We start from the raw sequence: 18138 nt of genomic DNA, 5'->3' as shown, positions 1-18138 counted from the left end.
TTGGACCCGTCCCGCTCACGCGGGGCGGGTCCTTTTTCGTCGGCCTAACCGAGCGAGAAGTCGACCGTGGTGACCACCCGGACCTTCTTGTAAGGCGTGTCCGCGGCGCCCCAGCCGCCGCTTTCCCCGTCGCGCGATTCAATCGTGAAATAGCCCTGCGTCGCATCCTTGATCGAACCGACTGAGGCGCCGCTGTCCTGGGCGAACTGTTCGGCCGACGCGCGCGCATCCTTGGTAGCCTCTGCCACCATCTCCGGCTTGATGTCGTTGAGCTTGGTGAAGGTATACGAAATCGCCGAACCTTCCTCGAGGAGGACTCCGCGGTCGATCAGGTCGAATTGCTTCGCCACGGCCTTCTGCGCGCGATCGATGTCGTTGCTGCGCAGGGTCATGCGCTGGCGCACGGTGTAGCGCGTCACGCCGTTGTCGCCGGTATAGCTCGAGACGTTGGCGCCGGTGGGCTGCACGGCGTCGGCGGGAAAGCCCAGTCCGTTGAAGAACGCAGCGATGGCCCGCGTGTCGGCCTGCAACTTGGCCTGCGCCTGGCCGAGGTCGGTGCTGGTCGAGGAATAGCTCAGCGTCCAGGTCGCGAGGTCGGCGGTGACGTCGCGCTCGGCCAGGCCGCGGACGGTGACCGAGCGGTCCGCCTCCTTGGCGCGGAGCAGGCCGTCGCCGAGCAGGTAGCCGCCGGCGATCATGCCGACGGAGAGGATCGCGGCGGTGCCGAGCCAGCGCTGGGTCGCGCCGTTTCGCAGGAAGCCGAGGCGGTTGGTGGAGGTTTCTGGCGCTTGATCTGAGGGGGTGGGCATCGCTAGTCTCCCTGATGAAGTACATCCGGCAATCGGACGAACTGTGCGACGAGTTGTGCAATTTTGTCGATGAACCGATTTTGAACGAAGGACCCTCGCCATGGTGAAATACCTCCATTCCATGATCCGCGTCGCCGACCCCGACGCCACCGTGAGCTTCTTCAAGCTCCTCGGCCTCGAGGAGGTCCGGCGGATGGAGAGCGTGAAGGGCCGCTTCACGCTGATCTTCATGGCCGCGCCCGGGCAGAAGGACGTCGCCGAGGTCGAGCTGACCTACAACTGGCCGCCCGAGGACGGCAGCGCGCCCGAGGAATACGGCGGCGGCCGCAACTTCGGCCACCTCGCCTACCGCGTGGAGAACATCTACGAGACCTGCCAGCGGCTGGCCGACGCCGGGGTGACCATCAACCGGCCCCCGCGCGACGGCCACATGGCCTTCGTCCGCTCGCCCGACGGCATCTCGGTCGAACTGCTGCAGGACGGCCACCTCGAACCTCAGGAACCCTGGGCGAGCATGGAAAACACCGGAAGCTGGTGATCCGATAAGGTCTTATCCGGGCCCAGCGCCCGGTTTCCCTCGCATCGGCTCCGCGAATTTGCCACAGGGGTGGGCATGACTGCCCTGCTCGTTACCGTCTTCGTCCTCGCCTACACCGCCATCGCGCTGGAAGAACCGCTCAAGGTCAACAAGTCCGCCGCGGCGCTGATCGGCGCCGGGCTGCTGTGGACGATCTACGCCATGGCGACCGGCTTGCCCGAGATCGTCGACGAGGAGCTCAACACCTCGCTTGTCGAAACCGCGCAGATCGCCTTCTTCCTGCTCGGGGCCATGACCATCGTCGAAGTGATCGACGCGCACGACGGTTTTGCGGTCATCACCAGCCGGTTGCGCGCCAGCACGCTGGCCACGCTGATGATGTTTATCTGCGTGGTGACCTTCTTCCTCAGCGCGATCCTCGACAACCTGACGACGACGATCGTGATGATCTCGCTGTGCAAGCGCCTGCTCGCCGATCGCTCCGATCGCCTGCTCTTTGCCGGCATGATTGTGATCGCCGCCAACGCCGGCGGCGCCTGGTCGCCGATGGGCGACGTGACGACGACGATGCTGTGGATCGGCGGGCAGGTGACGACCACCGCGATAATCGGCAAGCTGATCCTGCCTTCGCTGGTCAACATGGCGGTCCCCCTCGCGATCGTCGCCTACGGCCTGCGCGGCAAGCCCATCCTCGCCCCCGAAAAGTCGCCAGCGGAAGAAGGCACGCGCGAGATCCCGCCGTTCGAACGCAACCTGATCTTCACCGCCGGCCTGCTCGCGCTGGTCTCGGTCCCGGTGTTCAAGACGGTGACCCACCTGCCGCCGTTTCTCGGCATGTTGTTCGGCCTCGGCATCCTCTGGGCGCTGGCCGACCGCGTGCACATGGAAAAGCCCTATGGCGAGCGCAAGCACGTCACCATCGCCCACGCGCTGGCGCGGATCGACATGAGCGCGATCACCTTCTTCATCGGCATCCTGCTCGCCGTCGCCACGCTCGAACATTCAGGCGTGCTCCATTGGCTGGCCGACTGGCTCGACCAGGTGTTCGGGCGGCTTGACCTGATCGTCATCGCCATCGGCTTCGTCAGCGCCGTGGTCGACAACGTGCCGATGGTCGCCGGCGCGATGGGAATGTACTCGATGGACGTCCACCCGACCGACAGCTTCCTGTGGGAATTCCTCGCCTACTGCGCCGGGACGGGCGGCTCGATCCTGATTATCGGTTCGGCGGCGGGCGTGGCCGCCATGGGCCTCGAGCGGATCGACTTCATCTGGTACCTCAAGCGCTTCAGCCTGCTCGCGCTGGTCGGCTACCTTGCCGGGGCCGCGGTCTACATCCTGCAGCAGGAAGTTATCGGCCACGCCGCCTTGGTTTAGTCCGCTTCGGTCTTTCCTTGCGGCGCCAGCAACAGGATCACATAGCCAAGCACCAGCGAGGTGAAGGTGCCGGTCAGCACGCCGAGCTTCGCCTGCTCGTAGAGCGCGTCGTATCCGGTGAAGGCCATCGTGCCGATGAACAGGCTCATGGTGAAGCCGATTCCGCACAGCGCCGACAGGCCCCAGACCTGCATCCACGTGGTCCCCTCTGGTCGCCGCGCGATGCCGAGGTTTTCCGCCAGCACGACCGCGCCGAAGACCCCGGCCTGCTTGCCGATCACCAGCCCCGCGGCGATGGCCAGCGGCAGCGGGGCGAACAGCGCGCCGATCCCGAGACCGCGAAGGTCGACCCCGGCGTTGGCGAACCCGAACAGCGGCACCACTAGGTAGGCGTTCCAACCGACGAGGGCGTGTTCGAGGTTAAGCAGCAGCGGCTCCCCGTCGTCCTTCTTCATCGGGATGGTGAAGGCGGCGAGCACCCCGGCGATGGTGGCGTGGACGCCCGAATGAAGCACGCAGAACCACAGCACGATTGCCAGCGCAATGTAGGCCCGGCGCTTGCCCACGTGCAGCCAGTTGAGCAGAACCAGCCCCGCGAAGGCGGCGATCGAGGCGAACAGCCAGAGCAGCTTGATCTTGGCGGTGAAGAAGAAGGCGATGATCAGCACCGCACCGATGTCGTCGACGATGGCCACCGTCAGCAGGAACAGCCGCGCCGATTGCGGCACGCGCTTGCCGAGCAGGCCGATGACCCCCATGGCGAAGGCGATGTCGGTCGCCGCCGGAATGGCCCAGCCGCGGTCGAGCACCGGGTCCTCGCCGACCACGAGGATGTAGATCAAGGCAGGAAGCGCCATTCCCGCGAAGGCGGCCATGACCGGCAGGCGCAGCGTCTGCGGGTCCGACAGGTCGCCCGCCATCAGCTCGCGCTTCACCTCCAGCCCGACGACGAAGAAGAACACCGCCATCACCGCATCGTTGATCCACAGGTGCAGCGTGTTCAGCTTGGGGATCGGCCCCCACGTGAACGTGCTGTGGAACAGGTCGTGATAGGGCCCGGCCAGCGCCGTGTTGGCGGCGATCATTGCGGCGACGGCCACCACGATCAGCAGCAAGCCTTCCTTGGCATCGCTTTCGAACAGGGCGCGGAACGGGCGGGTGGCCTGGGCCAGGATGCTGGTCTCGGTCATGATGCGCCAGCCTTTCGCATGCAGGCTGCGGGTTCAAGCAAAACCGGATACTGGCTGTCACGAAAGTTGCGAAGTTACGGAAGAGTTTGCCTTTCCCGGCAAATTAGGTAGCTTCCCCTAGGGGCACATTGGGGGTCGCACCTTATGTTGGAGTCTTGGACTCCGCTGCATTGGCTCGTGCTTGCCGAGCGCGAGTTGCTGTTTTTTGCAGCGGCATTTTTCGTAATTGGGGCAATCGACGAACTGGCGGTGGACCTGGCCTGGGCCTGGTTGCGCCTGACCGGACGGGTGCGAACCGTGCCGATCGAACGTGACGAGCACGAGGGGCGCGCGCTCGCCGGAAGGGCGGCGATGCTGATCCCGGCGTGGCGCGAGGACGGCATCATCGCGGCGACGATCCGCCACGCGCTCGCCGCCTGGCCGCAGGACGGCCTGCGCATCTACGTCGGCTGCTATCGCAACGACCGTCGCACGGTGCTGGCGGTGATGGACGGCGCGCGCGGCGACCGGCGGGTGCGGCTGGTGATCCACGACCGCGGCATTATGTAGCAAACGCACCAACACGGGGATAGATGCCACCGTGCGTTATGCCCTATGTATCGCGCACGATGACAAGCCCGGTTCTCAACGGCCTAATCAAGAAGCGCGCGGAGATAGCCGGGCGTATACAGGCCATCCACGAGGAAGCGGCACGGCTCGTTGCCGATCTGGACCATCTCGATTGCGCCATCCGCCTGTTTGACCCTGAGATTGATTTTCAGGACTTGCCCGTCAAAGCACTGCCACCGCCGAACGCTGCCTTTCGCGGCGAGTTTCAGCGCTCGCTCTTGGAAATGCTGCGAGGAACGCAGCGCTGGCAGACAACCGACGAACTGGCGGTGAAGGTCATGGTGCAGCGGCGCATGAATGACAGCGACCGTGAGTTGCGCGTGTTAACCCGCAAGCGCGTCGGCCATGCCTTGAAGCGATTGCAGCGCAAGGGCGTCGTGGCGAACCGGAAGGCTGGGAAGGGCGCGTTGCTGGCGTGGAAGATTACGCGGCCCGACGCACAGCTTGAGGGAGGTTGGCGGAACGGGAGTGAGTGTACCCCACATTAAGTGCGCGTACACCATCGCTACACCACTAATCAGTTAGCGATATCTTCACCGCGAACGTGGAAACATCACAGCAGCAGAAACATCGCATGACTGAATGCGTTGACCACAACGTAGAAAACCACATATATCGCCAATATGAAGGGAGCACAGACAATGCTGAAGTACGTCGAAAAGACGCACGAGCGACGCGCTCCAATCGCGAAGCCGCGTGCTGAACGGGTGGACATCAAGGATGTTTATCGCGACACCATGAAGCGCTTCCCTAAAACGATGGCGCTGCTCGCTGAGTGAACCAAACTGGCTTACGGTGGGGAGCTTAGTCGACGTAAACGTCGATATTGTTGCTGATACCGGAGATGAACACGGGGTGCTCAAGCCCAATGAGCTTGAGAGCGCTTGTGCGCGTCCGTACAATTTGTGGAATTACGGCGAAGAAGAAAACATCGTCGTACTGGCCGTCTCGATATTGTCCGGAATCGTGCAGAATCATCCGTTCATCGATGGCAACAAGCGCACGGCGCTCGTCGCCGCACGCGCCCTGCTTATCAACAATGGGTACGACATCAGCATACCCGATAGAGATCTGGGGCCACTAATTTTGGAGTTTGCGGCGGGCCATCTCGAAGAGGCGGATATCATAGAGGCATTCGAGGAACACCTCATTGACGCCTAAGCTGCTGCCCGCTGCCAATAACCCTTCCATGACCGGCTGACAGGCGCTTCCATCGCGGCGGCGGTGAGCGTCATTGCCTGCGAGCCGTTATCCATCCGGCGGTTATCCTCGCGCCATGAAGCTTCCGCCGCATAGCTGGCGAGATACGGTCCCGCGATATGGTGGTGCGTTCCGACTTCCATCCGGCGCAGCCGCGAGAAGAAGCTTTCCGCCTGATTGGTGCAGGCATAGCCGTCCGAGTACGAAAGCTGGTGGTTGATGCGGTGCGTGTCGAAACGGGCATGGAGAACATCCCAGTGCGAAGCCTCGTCCGCGTGGACCGTGGACATATGGTGGATGCGAGCGGCGATGATCTGCCCGCCCTTCGCTTCGTTGCGGGCAACGACAGTGATGCTTTCGCCGTTACGCTCACGGCCCACGACAACGACTTGGCGCTTGCCTGACTGGTTGATGCGAAGGCGACGGTCGCGGCGATTGTCCTTGTTGTTGGCGGGCTTCACATAGCCGCCGAAATACGCGCCATCCAATTCGACTTCGCCCTCAAGCTGCTGCGCCATATCCTCGCGCGCCATCGCTTCGCGCAGCTTGTGCGTGAGTACGAAGGCAGTCTTGTATTGCACGTCCAGATCGCGCGACAGTTGCAGCGCGGCGATGCCCTTCGCGCCATTCACGAAGATCGCAATGGCGGCGAGCAGATCAGTGAAAGACAGCTTGCGCGAGGCAAAGATCGTGCCGCTGGTGACGCTGAACTGGTGGTGGCAGGCAACGCACTTGAACTTGCGGCGGGTGGAGATGCCATAGGCTTCAACGCAGCCGCAACGCGGGCAAACAGGCTCGCCATCGGTATCCGGCCAGCGCATTTCGCAGAACAGACCGTAAGCTTCGTCCTCACCCATACGGAAAACCGTCTTGAGGGAGACGGTGCGAGCCTTTGCGGAGAGGAGAAAGTGTTGCGCCATGTCATCGTTTCCAGTGCTTATGCACTTGTTATGATGATATTACGCACTCTTGTCAAGGATAAAAGCATCGCGTATGATGACATTTCACATCACGGAGCGTTGCAATGGTAGTGCAGGACAAAGAGTGGGAGAGCCGGGTTAAGGGCCTCCTGAAAGCCGAGCTAAAGCGGCGAAACGTGACCTATGCCGATTTGGTCGGGAAGCTTACGGGCATAGGCGTCATGGACTCTGAGCCTAATATCAGGAACAAGATCAGCCGGGGCAAATTCACGGCGGTCTTTCTGATACAATGTCTTACGGCAATCGGAGCGAACGAGATACGCCTCTAGACCAAGGCCTAGGCGTTCTTGCCGCGATCATACTTTCTTGCTTTGTGATAGGCGTGCTGGCCTTTTCATGGGGCCGCTATGGCGAGCGTAACAGCCAAAGCGCCGCCGCATATCAGCAAGAAGCCGAGAGGGACCAGCGGGCTATCTGCCCCGGTAGAAGCGGCACTCTGCTCGCGGAATGCTTTGTTGAACAAAGCCGCGCCGCCCGCGATGCTTATCGCGCCCAACAGGATTTGAATGCCCAGCGGGATATGTCGCTCTGGGCCTTTGCCATGTTCGTAATAAGCGCGATCACTGCGGGCCTGACCCTTTGGGCCCTTTGGTATGTTCGTGGCACCCTGATTGCCACTCGCGAAGCCTTGGTGGACACGGGCGACGCTACCAAGGCGATGTTGCGGCAAAATGAGATCACGGAGCAATCCCAGCGCCCATGGATTGGCATCGACGTTAAGCCGCGGCTTCTCAAGTTGGTAGATAAGGCCATCCGCGTGGAGCTTGATGTCTATTGCAAGAACTTCGGCCAGCTTCCCGCGACGGATTTCCAGCTCTATTTCAAATTGACGTGGTCCGATGGAACGCAGCCCAACATCCATCATGGGATTTGGGACGAGTTTCGGCCGAGGGAGAATCCCACTCGAAGCTTGGTGCTGCCTTACGACAGCCTCCACATGCCCTATTGGAGCCTCCAGGCTATAGATTCCATAAAGTGGCGAAAACCACCGGGGCGAGAATATGCCGTTCCCCTGTTTGTGGTTTCGGCCTTCTACAAAAGTTCTGTGACCGAGGACCGCTGGCTCAGGACGGACAAGGCCTATTATGTCGCTCAACTCGGCGAGCATTGGCGAACCGATGCGACTTTCGAGAAGGGCGCCCCCTATGACCTGTCGGCCGACGATCTTGTGATCGAGCAAATAACTGTCTCGACCTTCGGCGATTGAGGGGATTGTCCCACAAACGATGACACTCGCCACAACAAGCGCAGGCAAAAACCTACGCATTGGTGCGTTTGCTACATAATGCCGCACGACCGTGACGGGCCGACCACCAAGGCAGACTGCCTCAACCGGCTCTATGAGGCGATCGAGACCGACGAAAAGCGGGGCGGCTTCCGCTTCCGCCTCGTCGTGCTGCAGGATGCCGAGGACGTGGTCGATCCGGCGGCGCTGCCGCTGCTCGACGCGGCGATGAATGTCGCCGACTTCGTGCAGATCCCCGTGTTGCCCGAACCGCAGCAGGCCTCGCGCTTCGTCGGCAGCCATTACTGCGAGGAATTCGCCGAATCGCACGGCAAGGCGCTGGTGGTGCGGCAGGCGCTCGGCGCATCGCTGCCCGCGGCGGGCGTCGGCTGCGCCTTTTCGCGCGACGTGCTCGGCCGCATCGCCCGCTCGATGCCGGGCGGGACGCCGTTCTCGGTCGAATCGCTGACCTAGGATTACGAGCTCGGCCTGCGTATCGAGGCGGCGGGCGGGCGTTCGCTGTTCCTGCGCGCGCGCGGCGAGGACGGGCGGCTGGTGGCGACGCGGGCCTGCTTCCCGGCGCGGCTGGAGCTGTCGGTGCGGCAGAAGGTGCGCTGGATTCACGGCATCGCCCTGCAGAGCTGGGACCGGCTCGGCTGGTCGGGCGGCGCGGTCGAGACGTGGATGCGGCTGCGCAACCGGCGCGGGCCGCTCACCGCGCTGGTGCTGTTCTGCGCCTACGTCGTGTTGCTGCTCTCCTAGGCCACATGGCTGGCGGGCAAGCTCGGGTTCGGGATACCGTGGCAGCCCGACGCGACGCTGCTGGTCCTGCTCTGGGCCAGCCTCGCCAGCTTCGCCTGGCGTTCGGTAATGCGCTTCGCCTTCACAGCCCGCGAATACGGTGCGCGCGAGGGGGTGGTGGCGCTGCTGCGGCTGCCGCACGCCAACGTGATCGCCATCCTCGCCGGGCGGCGCGCGCTGTTCGCCTATGTGAAGACGCTGCTCGGCGCCGAGCTGCGCTGGGACAAGACCTTCCACCATGCCCACCCTGACTCGCTGCTCGTCCCGGGGAAGGCGGCTTGAGCGGCCCGGCGACGCGCGGCCAGCCGCTGCTGGTCTTCGCCGCGATCCTCGGCTCGTGGCCCATCGGCCGGGTCATGCTGTGGGAATCGCCGTTTCCCGTGGTTGTGAACGTGCCGCAGCGCCTGTTCGCCGAAACCGCGGCGGGAGTGATCGGCGAGGGTGTCGTGGCCATGGCCGCGACGACCGCAGTGGCAGGACCCGGCCTTGCCCCACCAACGCTGCTGGGGTTTGCGGGTGCAGAGCCTGCGCCGGGCCGCGGGTCTTCGAACGCGGACTTTGCGCCGGTCCGGGTGCGCACCGCGTCGGGCCACAACGTGCTGCTTGCGGCGGCGTTCGCGCGGCTGACGCTGCCGACCTCGGCCAACGTGTTCTACGCTTCGAGCGGGGCCGCGCTCGCTGCTGCGCCTAGCGCCGACCGGCCCCTGCTCGGGTCGGTTCCGGCGCGGGTAGCGACATCGCGCTGGTCGGCCGACGGCTGGCTGCTGTGGCGCGACGGTTCGGGAACCGCGGTCGCGCCGGGGGCCGCGAGCTATGGCCGCAGCCAGGCCGGGGCGGTCTTGCGCTATCGCCTCGCGGCGGCCGGAATGCGGCCCGAGGCCTATGCCCGCGTCACGCGCACCGTCGAAGGCCCGCGGCAGGTCGAGTTTGCCGCCGGGGTCTCGGCCCGCCCGATTGCCGCCGTGCCGCTGCGCTTCGCTGCCGAGGCGCGGGTGACCGATACCGCCGCGGGGCGCGAGGTTCGTCCGGCGGCCTTCGCGGTGACCGAACTGCCCGCGCAGGACCTGCCGCACGGCTTGCGCGCCGAGGGCTACGCCCAGGCCGGGTGGGTCGGCGGCGACTTCGCCACCGTCTTCGTCGACGGGCAGGCGAGGGTCGATGGCCGCGTGGCGCGGCTCGGGACGGAGGGCGAGGACCTGCGCGCCGGGGTCGGCGCATGGGGCGGGGCGCAGGAAGGCGCGGCGCGGCTCGATCTCGGGCCGAGCGCCGCGGTGAGCCTCAAGGTCGGCGATGTGCGTTCGCGGCTCGCGGTCGACTACCGCATCCGCGTGGCCGGCGACGCCGCCCCGTCGAGCGGTCCGGCGCTGACCTTTTCTGCCGGTTTCTGAGGGCTCCGCTTCCAAGCTTTGCCGCACTGCGATAGGGCTGGGACATGGACGTCTACCTCCCCATCGCGAACCTCGCCGTGAACGGGCTGGTGATCGTCCTGCTGGGCGTGCTGACCGGGCTGCTGTCGGGCATTTTCGGTGTCGGCGGCGGGTTCCTTACGACGCCGCTGCTGATCTTCTACGGCGTGCCGCCGACCGTCGCCGCAGCCTCCGCCGCCACGCAGGTCACCGGGGCGAGCGTTTCGGGCGTTCTGGCGCATCACAAGCGCGGCGGCGTCGACTACCAGATGGGCGCGGTGATGGTCGTGGGCGGCGTGATCGGCTCGCTGATCGGCGCCGGGCTGTTCAACCTGCTGACCGCGATCGGGCAGATCGATACCGTCATCAACCTGCTCTACGTCGTCCTGCTCGGCACGATCGGCTGGCTGATGGCGAAGGAATCGATCCAGGCGCTGCGGGTGAAGAAGACCGGCACCACGCGCCGCGCGGCCAAGCGGCGGCACCACCCGCTCGTCGCCAGCCTGCCGCTGCGCTGGCGGTTCTACCGCTCTGGTTTGTATATCTCGCCGCTCGCCCCGCTGCTGATCGGCATGGGCGTGGGGGTGCTGACCATGCTGATGGGCGTCGGCGGCGGCTTCATCCTCGTTCCCGCCATGCTCTACATCCTCGGCATGAGCGCCGGGGTGGTCGTGGGCACGAGCCTGTTCAACACCCTGTTCGTGACCATGGCGACGACCATGGTGCATTCCTTGACCACCCACGCGGTCGATATCGTGCTGGCCGGGACGCTGTTGATCGGATCGGTCACCGGGGCGCAGATCGGCACCCGCATCGCCTTCACCCTTAAGCCGGAGATTCTGCGCCTGGTCCTCGCCGCGATCGTCCTCGTCATTGCGGCGCGGATGGTCCTCGGCCTGCTCTACAAGCCCGACGAAGTCTATTCGGTGGTGCCGCTGTGAAGCGCGCCGCGCTGGCGCTCATTGCCTTCTTCGCGCTCACCGCCCAGCGCGACCCGATCCTCGTGCCCGAGGTCAGCCAGCACGACATCGAGGTGCGGCAGGGCTTCACCGGCACCGAGCTGCTGCTCTACGGCGCCATCCTCGAGCCCGACGGCCGCCGCGCCGGGCGCGACTACGACATCGTGGTAGTCCTCAAGGGGCCGACCCAGCCGATCGTCCTGCGCGAGAAGCAGCAGATCCTCGGCATCTGGGTCAACGCCGACAGCACCGATTTCCGCTCCGCCCCCTCCTTCTTCGCCGTCGCCAGTTCGCACCCGATCGACGAGATCGTCGATGCCCGCACCGCGGCGATCTACGAGCTCGGGCTCGACTACCTGCAGCTTTCCCCCTCGGGCTCCATCGACCCGGCGGAACAGCAGCGCTTCACCGCCGGGCTGGTCGACCTGCGCAGGCGCCAGGGCCTCTACGAAGAGGACCCCAAGGGCGTCGCGATCAGCGAGCAGGTGCTCTACCAGGCGCGCATCGCGCTGCCCTCCAACGTCCAGACCGGGCGCTACACCGCCGAAACCTTCGCCATCAACCGCGGTCGGGTGGTCGCTTCGGCGATTTCCGACGTCGAGGTGAAAAAGGTCGGCTTCGAGCGCGCCGTGGCCGGTTTCGCCGACAACTGGGGCTTCGCCTACGGCATACTTGCGGTCGCCCTTTCGGTCTTCATGGGCTGGCTCGCCGGACGCCTCTCGTCGCTGGTCTAGGACTACCCCCGCTCGGCGGTTGACCTGATCTTAACCGCCTATGGCTATGCCCGCAGGCGGAAAAACCAGAGACGGGCAACACACATGAACGAGATGACGAGCCACCAATTCGAGGGCGGAAACGGTCAAGCCGCGCCGCAGGGCACAGCGCAGGCCGCGCCGCGCCCGGCACCTGCGCCGGCAGCCGACGCGAAGCGAGTTGCCTCGGCGGACAATGCCGGCAAGCCGATTGGAGTTGTGCTCGAGATTGCCGGTTCGGGATCGATGATCGCCCTCGACCTGCAGCGCCTCACCGAGTGTTCGAGCGACAGCGACCCGTCGATTTCGCTCGCCGGACAGGTCGGCAGCCAGATCAAGATCAAGACCAACGACGGCTGGCTGCTCGCCAGCGTTCGCAACCAAAAGCAGGACCGCCGCGCGGAAGGCATTCTCGCCAACATCGACTTCATGGGCGAGGGCGACGAGGAAAAGCTCACCGGCCGCATCCACGGCTTCCGCCGCGGTGTCACCCGCTACCCGATCCCCGGGGCGCTGGTCTATCCGGCGACGACCGCCGACCTCAAGCAGATCTACGCGTCCGACGGCCGCAACGCGATTCAGGTCGGCACCGTATATCCGACTTCCGACATCCGCGCCGGCATCTACGTCGACGCCATGCTCGGCAAGCACTTCGCGCTGCTCGGCTCGACCGGTACCGGCAAGTCGACCAGCGCCGCGCTGATTCTGCACCGGATCTGCGAATCCGCGCCCAACGGCCACATCGTCATGATCGACCCGCACGGCGAATATTCCGCCGCGTTCAAGACGACGGGCACGATCTTCGACGTTAGCAACCTGCAGATGCCGTATTGGCTGATGAACTTCGAGGAGCATTGCGAAGTGTTTCTTACCTCGACCGGCAACGACCGGCAGGAAGACACCGACATTCTGGCCAAGTGTTTGCTCAAGGCGCGCGGCAAGAACCGGATGGCCGAACAGATCGGCAAGATCACCGTCGATTCGCCGATCCCCTACCTGCTCAGCGACCTGACGACGATCATCACCGACGAGATGGGCAAGCTCGACAAGGCGACTTCGAGCGCCCCGTTCATGCGCATCAAGTCCAAAGTCGACGAGCTCAAGGCCGATCCGCGCTACCAGTTCATGTTCTCGGGGATGCTGGTCGGCGACACCATGGCCGAATTCATCGGCAAGATCTTCCGCATGCCCGGCGGCGGCAAGCCGATCTCGATCATCGACGTGTCGGGCGTGCCATCGGACATCACCAGCACGGTGGTCGCGGTGCTCAGCCGCATGGTCTTCGACTTTGCCATCTGGGGCCGCGAGGAAAAGACCCGGCCGATCCTGCTGGTCTGCGAAGAAGCCCACCGCTACGTGCCCAGCGAGAAGAACGCCGACGGCTCCAGCGTCGGGCGCATCCTCAGCCGTATCGCCAAGGAAGGCCGTAAATATGGCATTTCGCTGGGCCTGATCACGCAGCGCCCGTCCGACCTGGCCGAAGGCGTGCTGTCGCAGTGCGGCACCATCATCTCGATGCGTCTCAACAACGACCGCGACCAGGCCTTCGTGAAGGCCGCCATGCCCGAAGGCGCGCGCGGCTTCCTCGATTCCATCCCGGCGCTGCGTAACCGCGAGTGCATCATCTGCGGTGAAGGTGTGGCGATCCCGATCCGCGTTGCCTTCGACAACCTCGAAGAGGTCAAGCGCCCGGCGTCCGAAGACCCCAGCTTCACCGAGTTGTGGCGCGGTTCCGGCGGCGAGGAAGAAGCGGTCTATCGCACCGTGCAGCGCTGGCGTTCGCAAGGCAAGTAAGTCCTCCGGTTGCGTGGCTGCGGCAGTTGCCGTTGCCACGACCGCCGCTGCGCTGGTAATTGCGCGTGCTGGCTGACGAGGACCTTGCCATGAATCCCAGTGGTAAAATTGCCCCACTGCTGCGTCGGATGGGCTGGCGAGAAGGCCTGATCATCGTGTTGCTCGCGGTTGTCGCCGTGCTGTCGTGGCAGGTTCGGGTCCAGGCCCGCGAGCGCTCCGACCTCAGCGACGAGTTGCTGCACGAAAAGCAGGCCCACGCGCTGACCAAGCTACAGCTGAACACGGTCGAATTCCGCGCCGCGAATCGCGAACTGGCGACCGACGTCCGCAAGGACGATCTCGACAAGCGTATCGTCGAGCAGGCGCAGCGGGCCGAGGAACTCGAAGCCGAAGCGGAAGACCTGCGCCAGCGGTTGATCCGCGAAACGAATTGCGTGACACCCAGGTCCATCCGAAACGCGGAGGGACTGTGATTCGCAGTGCGGCGATCCTAGGGTTGCTGTTGGCCGGGTGCACGACCGCGCCGAAGGAGCCCGCTCAAGTGGCGCTCCCGGCATTGCCTCCGCCGGAACCTGCGGTCTGCGTCGATCAGGCGCAGATCCCCGCCGAGCCGCCCACAGTGGCGCAGAGATTCAACGGTGACGCCAAGCACGACTTGCAGATCCTCGCCCCCAACGCGCAGGCGCTGCGCAAGTGGGGACAGGACCTGAAGGCCCTGCTGGACGGCTGCACCGGGCAGGCAGGGGAAGCCGGGACGCCAGTGCCACAGGAGGACTTCGGCGAGGCCGGGGAAGGTTAATTTCGCACCACTGCGCGGTTTACCACTGCTTGGGTTTTTCCCCCTAATCCAGCCATCAGGGGGAGCTGACGTGTCGACAATAGAACAGAGGCGGGCTTACCGCTTTCCGACCGACCTTGAAGCCGATTGCCGGATGTCCGGACAGGCGTGGTCGGCGCGGTTGCACAACATCTCTACTTCGGGCTGCATGATGGCCTGTCCCGAGGGCGGACTGCCCGAAGGATCGATGATGCGCCTTAGGATAAGAGGCCTGCAAGTGATCGACGCCGAGATCGTCTGGCGCCACCGTGGCCATGCCGGCCTGCGCTTCATGCAGCCGTTGCAGACGAACTCCCTCGAACACCTCGGTTACCACCTGCCTGACGGCGCGCGGCCCTGCTTGGCCGGCAGTCACGAACCGGCTGGTCTCAATGCAGCGCTGGTCAAGCGCATGGCGACCGGCAACGGAGTTCCCGTACCCGCGTCCCCGCGCGCCTAGAGTTCGGGCATCATCCGGCCTGCCGGCTGGCCGTCGGCGTGGGCCTGTTCGAGCGCTTCGGCCTCGCTCTCGGCAATCGCCTTGTCGCGCCACGGCAGGAAGCGGTAGGCCGCCCAGCTCAGCACCAGGCCGGCAAGGGCGCCGACCGGGAACGACCACCAGATCGCGTCACCGCCCAGTGAATCGTAGGCGAGGAAATAGAAGCCGAGCCGCACCGGGTAGAGCGAGATGGCCAGCACCACCAGCGGCACCCACACCGCGCCGCCGGCACGCATCGTCGCCGAATAGACCATCGCCGGAGCGAACAGCACGAAGTTCCAGCTCGCCAGCAACTGGATGTGCCGCGCGGTATCGACCGCCGGGCTGTCCGGGCCGAGGAACAGCACCAGCGCCGGGCGGTCGAACACCAGCAGGACCGCGGTCAGCACCCCGGTCATCAGCAGGTTGACCATCACGCCGGCGCGATTGATTCCTTCCAGCCCCTGCCATTTCCTGGCGCCGATGAACTGCGCCGCCATGGCCGAAACCGCTCCGCCGATCGCCATCGCGGGCATCTGGATGTAGGTGAACAGCTGCATCGCCGCGCCATAGGCGGCGGTGGTCAGCAGGCCTTCGCGATTGACCAGTCCGACGATGATGATGCCCGCCGCGCTCATGACCAGCATCTGCGCGCCCATCGGCAGGCCCTTGGCGATGATGAAGCCGAGTTCGTCGCGGTGCGGCCGCAAGTAGGCGAGTTCGGACCCGCGCAGGCGCAGCGGCAGGTCCTTGGCGTACGTGTAGATCACCATGCCGACGAACGAGATCATGCTCGCAACGATTGTCGATCCCGCCGATCCGGCGATGCCGAGTTCGGGGAACGGGCCGAAGCCAGTGATCAGCATCGGGTTGAGCACTGCGTCGATGGCGACCGTCACGAGCATGAAGATCAGCGGCGTGCGGGCATCGCCGGTACCGCGCAGGCCCATCGTCAGGATGATCGAAACCATCATGAAGGGCATCGAGATGAACAGCAGACGCAGGTAGGTAAGCGCGAGGCCATAGGCTTCGCCCGGCGTTTCCAGCAGGTCGAGCAATGCCGGGGCGGTGATCCAGCCGATCGCGGCAATCGCCACCATCAGCCCGGCGGAGAATCCCACCGCGCTGCCGAACGTGCGCCGTGCGCCGGCGATATTTCGCGCGCCGAAGCGTTGGCCGATCTTGACCGTGCCGGCCATGCCGAACCCGAAGGCGAGACTGGAGACGAGGAACATGATGATGTTGGCGTTGGCCGTGGCGGCCAGCGCAGCCTCGCCGATCAGCCGCCCGACCCAGATCGAATTGATCGTGCCGTTCAGCGACTGCAGAATGTTCGACAGCAGTGTGGGCACCGCGAACATCAGCAAAGTGGGCAACACCGGCCCCTGTGTAAGGTCACCGCGCATCGGCATGCCCGGTCCCTTGGCCGGCCCTGCGCCAGGCTGTTCGCTCATAGAATCCCCTGTTTCGCTTTGCTTTCGTCCAGCGCGTGCCCGTGGGCTTGGATGTGCAACCTGTTAGACAAAGTCAATTGCAGCAAGGGTTCGACTTGGGCGCCATGCCCGACTAGTTGCGGGCCATGACGCTGACCCGCCAGGAAATCTCGCTCATCGCCCACGCCGGGCATCCCATCGCCTGTCCGCTGTCCGATGCGACGGTTGCCGCCCTGATCGATGCGCTGGGCCTGCCGGGGGGCGCGCGGGTGCTCGATGTCGGGTGCGGCGAGGGCGAATGGCTGGCGCGCCTGTCCGGGCGGGAGCTGACGCTGTGCGGGGTCGACCTCTCGGCCCCGGCCTTGGCCCGTGCGGAGGGGCGGCTCGGCCCTGCGGTCCGGCTGGTCGAGGCCCCGGCGGCGGAGTTCCTTGCCGCCGAGGAGCGGTGGGACGCGATCCTGTGCAACGGCGCGTGCCACGCGCTCGGCGGGGCGCAGTCCGCGCTCGGGCTGCTGGCGGAACGGCTCGCGCCGGGCGGCGCGCTGCTGTTCTCCGACGGGTTCTGGCAGGAGAGGCCCTCGCCCGCGGCGCTGGCCGCACTCGGCGCGACCGAGAGCGATATCCCCTACCTCTCGCAGGTTTTCGCGGCGATCGAGACTGCCGGGCTGCGGGTCGAATCGATCGCGCTCAGCAGCCAGCAGGAATGGGAGGACTACGAAACCGCCTGGTGCGCGGGCGCGGAAAGCCATGCCGAACGCATTGCCTCGAGCGCGCCCGACGATGCCGCGCAGTTGCGCGAGGCGGCGCGGCGTCACCGCGCCGAATACCTCGACGGTTACCGCGGCGTGCTCGGCTACTTCGCGGTGATCGCGCACCGCTGATTCAGGTCCCACGCGTGTCGCCGAACAGGCGGATGTGCTGGCGGTCGCTCATCGCGAAGCCGTGTTCGATACACAGCGGCCCGAGCCAGCGCTCACGCCCGTCGAGCGTGGCCGCATCGGTGCCTTCCGCCATCAGCCAGACCCGCTCGCGCTGGATGGCAAAGCGATCGGCGAGCGCCAGTACTTCTTCGACATCTTCTGGTGCGGCGACGACGAACTTGAGAGCCGCGCGCGGCTCGGCGGCCCATGCTGTGAGGCGCTCGGGCGGCAGGGCGAGGTCGGCCGGGTTGCCGGAATGGGCGAGCTTGGGGCTGACGTTGTACTGCGCGACGAGCGCGTCGAGCGCGGGCGTCGGGGCGACGGTGCCGTTGGTCTCGATTTCGACGCGCACGTCGGGGAGCAGCGCCAGCAGCTTCGCCAGCGCCGGGGCCTGCAACAATGGCTCACCCCCCGTCACGACGAGGCGCGGCTGGCCGAGCGCGGCGATCCGCGCGGCGGCCTCTTCGGGCGTCAGCGAGACCTGGTTGGCCTTGCGGTCATACGTCTCGCCGCCCCGGTGCGGCCGGTTGTCGCCCTCGAAATGCCAGGTGTAGGGCGTGTCGCACCACACGCAGGCGAGGTTGCAGCGGCTCAGCCGGATGAAGGCGCAAGGCTTGCCCTGCGAGGGGCCTTCGCCCTGCAGCGAGGCAAAGATTTCCGCCTCACCGGTATCGTCGGTGGCAAGGATCAGGCCCATCGCCGCACCGCGAAAAGCTCACACGCAGTTGACACATCTGACAGTGTCCTGGGGCAAAACTCCGAAACCGTCACCTTGCGGCAAGAAGTGTCACCTTGCGGGGTGCTGGACAGGGGCGAAAGCGCGGTCATCGGCCCCGCTTGTCAGAAACAT

The 18138-nt window shown here is 65.3% G+C and carries 24 protein-coding genes; 19 read left to right on the top strand and 5 right to left on the bottom strand.

Features of this window, described 5'->3' with window-relative positions; genetic code table 11:
* Positions 1-44: 44 nt before the first annotated feature.
* On the bottom strand, positions 45-698 hold the full coding sequence (locus tag GRI89_RS01070) for an SIMPL domain-containing protein (protein ID WP_235912673.1): 654 nt from the start codon (positions 696-698) through the stop codon (positions 45-47).
* Positions 699-909: 211 nt separating this feature from the next.
* On the opposite strand from GRI89_RS01070, the gene GRI89_RS01065 reads away from it, so the two are divergent.
* Together GRI89_RS01065 and nhaD are read left to right on the top strand one after the other, a co-directional pair.
* Positions 910-1347, top strand: coding sequence for a VOC family protein (locus GRI89_RS01065; protein WP_159791411.1), 438 nt, complete (start codon positions 910-912; stop codon positions 1345-1347).
* A 75-nt stretch (positions 1348-1422) separates the two neighbouring features.
* Positions 1423-2724, top strand: a complete 1302-nt coding sequence (gene nhaD, locus GRI89_RS01060) for a sodium:proton antiporter NhaD (protein ID WP_159791410.1) — start codon at positions 1423-1425, stop codon at positions 2722-2724.
* Here the strand turns inward: nhaD and nhaA are convergent.
* Positions 2721-3914, bottom strand: a complete 1194-nt coding sequence (gene nhaA / locus GRI89_RS01055) for a Na+/H+ antiporter NhaA (protein WP_159791409.1) — start codon at positions 3912-3914, stop codon at positions 2721-2723. The two genes, nhaD and nhaA, sit on opposite strands and share 4 nt — an antisense overlap.
* Positions 3915-4061: 147 nt before the next feature.
* On the opposite strand from nhaA, the gene GRI89_RS01050 reads away from it, so the two are divergent.
* The 4 genes from GRI89_RS01050 to GRI89_RS01035 all read left to right on the top strand — a co-directional run bounded on the left by GRI89_RS01050 (position 4062) and on the right by GRI89_RS01035 (position 5684).
* A complete protein-coding gene (locus GRI89_RS01050; RefSeq protein ID WP_159791408.1) occupies positions 4062-4463 on the top strand; it encodes a glycosyltransferase family protein in 402 nt (133 codons plus the stop codon).
* A 59-nt stretch (positions 4464-4522) separates the two neighbouring features.
* Positions 4523-5011: a hypothetical protein gene (locus GRI89_RS01045; RefSeq protein WP_159791407.1), complete on the top strand. Its 489-nt coding sequence runs from the start codon at positions 4523-4525 to the stop codon at positions 5009-5011.
* 153 nt (positions 5012-5164) lie between these two features.
* Positions 5165-5302: a hypothetical protein gene (locus tag GRI89_RS01040; RefSeq protein WP_159791406.1), complete on the top strand. Its 138-nt coding sequence runs from the start codon at positions 5165-5167 to the stop codon at positions 5300-5302.
* A gap of 16 nt (positions 5303-5318) precedes the next feature.
* Positions 5319-5684, top strand: coding sequence for a type II toxin-antitoxin system death-on-curing family toxin (locus tag GRI89_RS01035; RefSeq protein WP_159791405.1), 366 nt, complete (start codon positions 5319-5321; stop codon positions 5682-5684).
* Here the strand turns inward: GRI89_RS01035 and GRI89_RS01030 are convergent.
* The gene (locus GRI89_RS01030; RefSeq protein WP_159791404.1) at positions 5681-6643 is read right to left on the bottom strand and encodes an IS1595 family transposase; all 963 of its coding nucleotides are present in this window, start codon (positions 6641-6643) and stop codon (positions 5681-5683) included. The genes GRI89_RS01035 and GRI89_RS01030 overlap by 4 nt on opposite strands.
* A gap of 104 nt (positions 6644-6747) precedes the next feature.
* Between GRI89_RS01030 and GRI89_RS18335 the strand changes: the two genes are divergently transcribed.
* The 12 genes from GRI89_RS18335 (at position 6748) to GRI89_RS00975 (ending at position 14917) form a co-directional block, all read left to right on the top strand.
* The gene (locus GRI89_RS18335) at positions 6748-6972 is read left to right on the top strand and encodes a DUF6471 domain-containing protein (RefSeq protein ID WP_407924956.1); all 225 of its coding nucleotides are present in this window, start codon (positions 6748-6750) and stop codon (positions 6970-6972) included.
* Positions 6973-7025: 53 nt separating this feature from the next.
* Positions 7026-7910, top strand: a complete 885-nt coding sequence (locus GRI89_RS01025; protein WP_159791403.1) for a hypothetical protein — start codon at positions 7026-7028, stop codon at positions 7908-7910.
* Positions 7911-7988: 78 nt separating this feature from the next.
* Positions 7989-8402 (top strand): glycosyltransferase, encoded by a 414-nt coding sequence (locus tag GRI89_RS01020; RefSeq protein ID WP_159791402.1) that lies wholly within the window; start codon positions 7989-7991, stop codon positions 8400-8402.
* Positions 8403-8525: 123 nt separating this feature from the next.
* Positions 8526-8690, top strand: coding sequence for a hypothetical protein (locus GRI89_RS01015; RefSeq protein ID WP_159791401.1), 165 nt, complete (start codon positions 8526-8528; stop codon positions 8688-8690).
* Positions 8691-8798: 108 nt separating this feature from the next.
* Positions 8799-9011 carry a hypothetical protein gene (locus tag GRI89_RS01010; protein ID WP_159791400.1) on the top strand — a complete coding sequence of 71 codons (213 nt, stop codon included), beginning with the start codon at positions 8799-8801 and terminating at the stop codon, positions 9009-9011.
* Positions 9008-10117 (top strand): hypothetical protein, encoded by a 1110-nt coding sequence (locus tag GRI89_RS01005; protein WP_159791399.1) that lies wholly within the window; start codon positions 9008-9010, stop codon positions 10115-10117. The genes GRI89_RS01010 and GRI89_RS01005 overlap by 4 nt, the downstream gene beginning before the upstream one ends.
* Before the next feature lie 44 nt (positions 10118-10161).
* Entirely contained in the window at positions 10162-11076 is a 915-nt protein-coding gene (locus GRI89_RS01000) for a sulfite exporter TauE/SafE family protein (protein ID WP_159791398.1), read from the top strand.
* Positions 11073-11828, top strand: a complete 756-nt coding sequence (locus GRI89_RS00995) for a TIGR02186 family protein (RefSeq protein ID WP_328598015.1) — start codon at positions 11073-11075, stop codon at positions 11826-11828. The genes GRI89_RS01000 and GRI89_RS00995 overlap by 4 nt, the downstream gene beginning before the upstream one ends.
* An 84-nt stretch (positions 11829-11912) precedes the next feature.
* Positions 11913-13640: an ATP-binding protein gene (locus GRI89_RS00990; protein ID WP_235912627.1), complete on the top strand. Its 1728-nt coding sequence runs from the start codon at positions 11913-11915 to the stop codon at positions 13638-13640.
* Between the two features lie 65 nt (positions 13641-13705).
* Complete coding sequence (locus tag GRI89_RS00985; protein ID WP_159791397.1) at positions 13706-14113, top strand: hypothetical protein; 408 nt, start codon at positions 13706-13708, stop codon at positions 14111-14113.
* 68 nt (positions 14114-14181) lie between these two features.
* Positions 14182-14439 carry a hypothetical protein gene (locus GRI89_RS00980; RefSeq protein WP_159791396.1) on the top strand — a complete coding sequence of 86 codons (258 nt, stop codon included), beginning with the start codon at positions 14182-14184 and terminating at the stop codon, positions 14437-14439.
* A 70-nt stretch (positions 14440-14509) separates the two neighbouring features.
* Positions 14510-14917 (top strand): PilZ domain-containing protein, encoded by a 408-nt coding sequence (locus GRI89_RS00975; RefSeq protein ID WP_159791395.1) that lies wholly within the window; start codon positions 14510-14512, stop codon positions 14915-14917.
* On the opposite strand, the gene GRI89_RS00970 is transcribed toward GRI89_RS00975, so the two are convergent.
* Complete coding sequence (locus GRI89_RS00970; protein WP_159791394.1) at positions 14914-16389, bottom strand: MATE family efflux transporter; 1476 nt, start codon at positions 16387-16389, stop codon at positions 14914-14916. The two genes, GRI89_RS00975 and GRI89_RS00970, sit on opposite strands and share 4 nt — an antisense overlap.
* A gap of 125 nt (positions 16390-16514) precedes the next feature.
* On the opposite strand from GRI89_RS00970, the gene GRI89_RS00965 reads away from it, so the two are divergent.
* Positions 16515-17249, top strand: coding sequence for a class I SAM-dependent methyltransferase (locus GRI89_RS00965; protein ID WP_159791393.1), 735 nt, complete (start codon positions 16515-16517; stop codon positions 17247-17249).
* Position 17250: 1 nt separating this feature from the next.
* On the opposite strand, the gene GRI89_RS00960 is transcribed toward GRI89_RS00965, so the two are convergent.
* A complete protein-coding gene (locus GRI89_RS00960; protein ID WP_159791392.1) occupies positions 17251-17985 on the bottom strand; it encodes a 7-carboxy-7-deazaguanine synthase QueE in 735 nt (244 codons plus the stop codon).
* Positions 17986-18138: the final 153 nt, after the last annotated feature.

The organism is Croceibacterium salegens (assembly GCF_009827435.1).
GTDB classification, from domain to species: domain Bacteria; phylum Pseudomonadota; class Alphaproteobacteria; order Sphingomonadales; family Sphingomonadaceae; genus Croceibacterium_B; species Croceibacterium_B salegens.
This window is presented reverse-complemented; position numbering and strand designations above follow the sequence as displayed.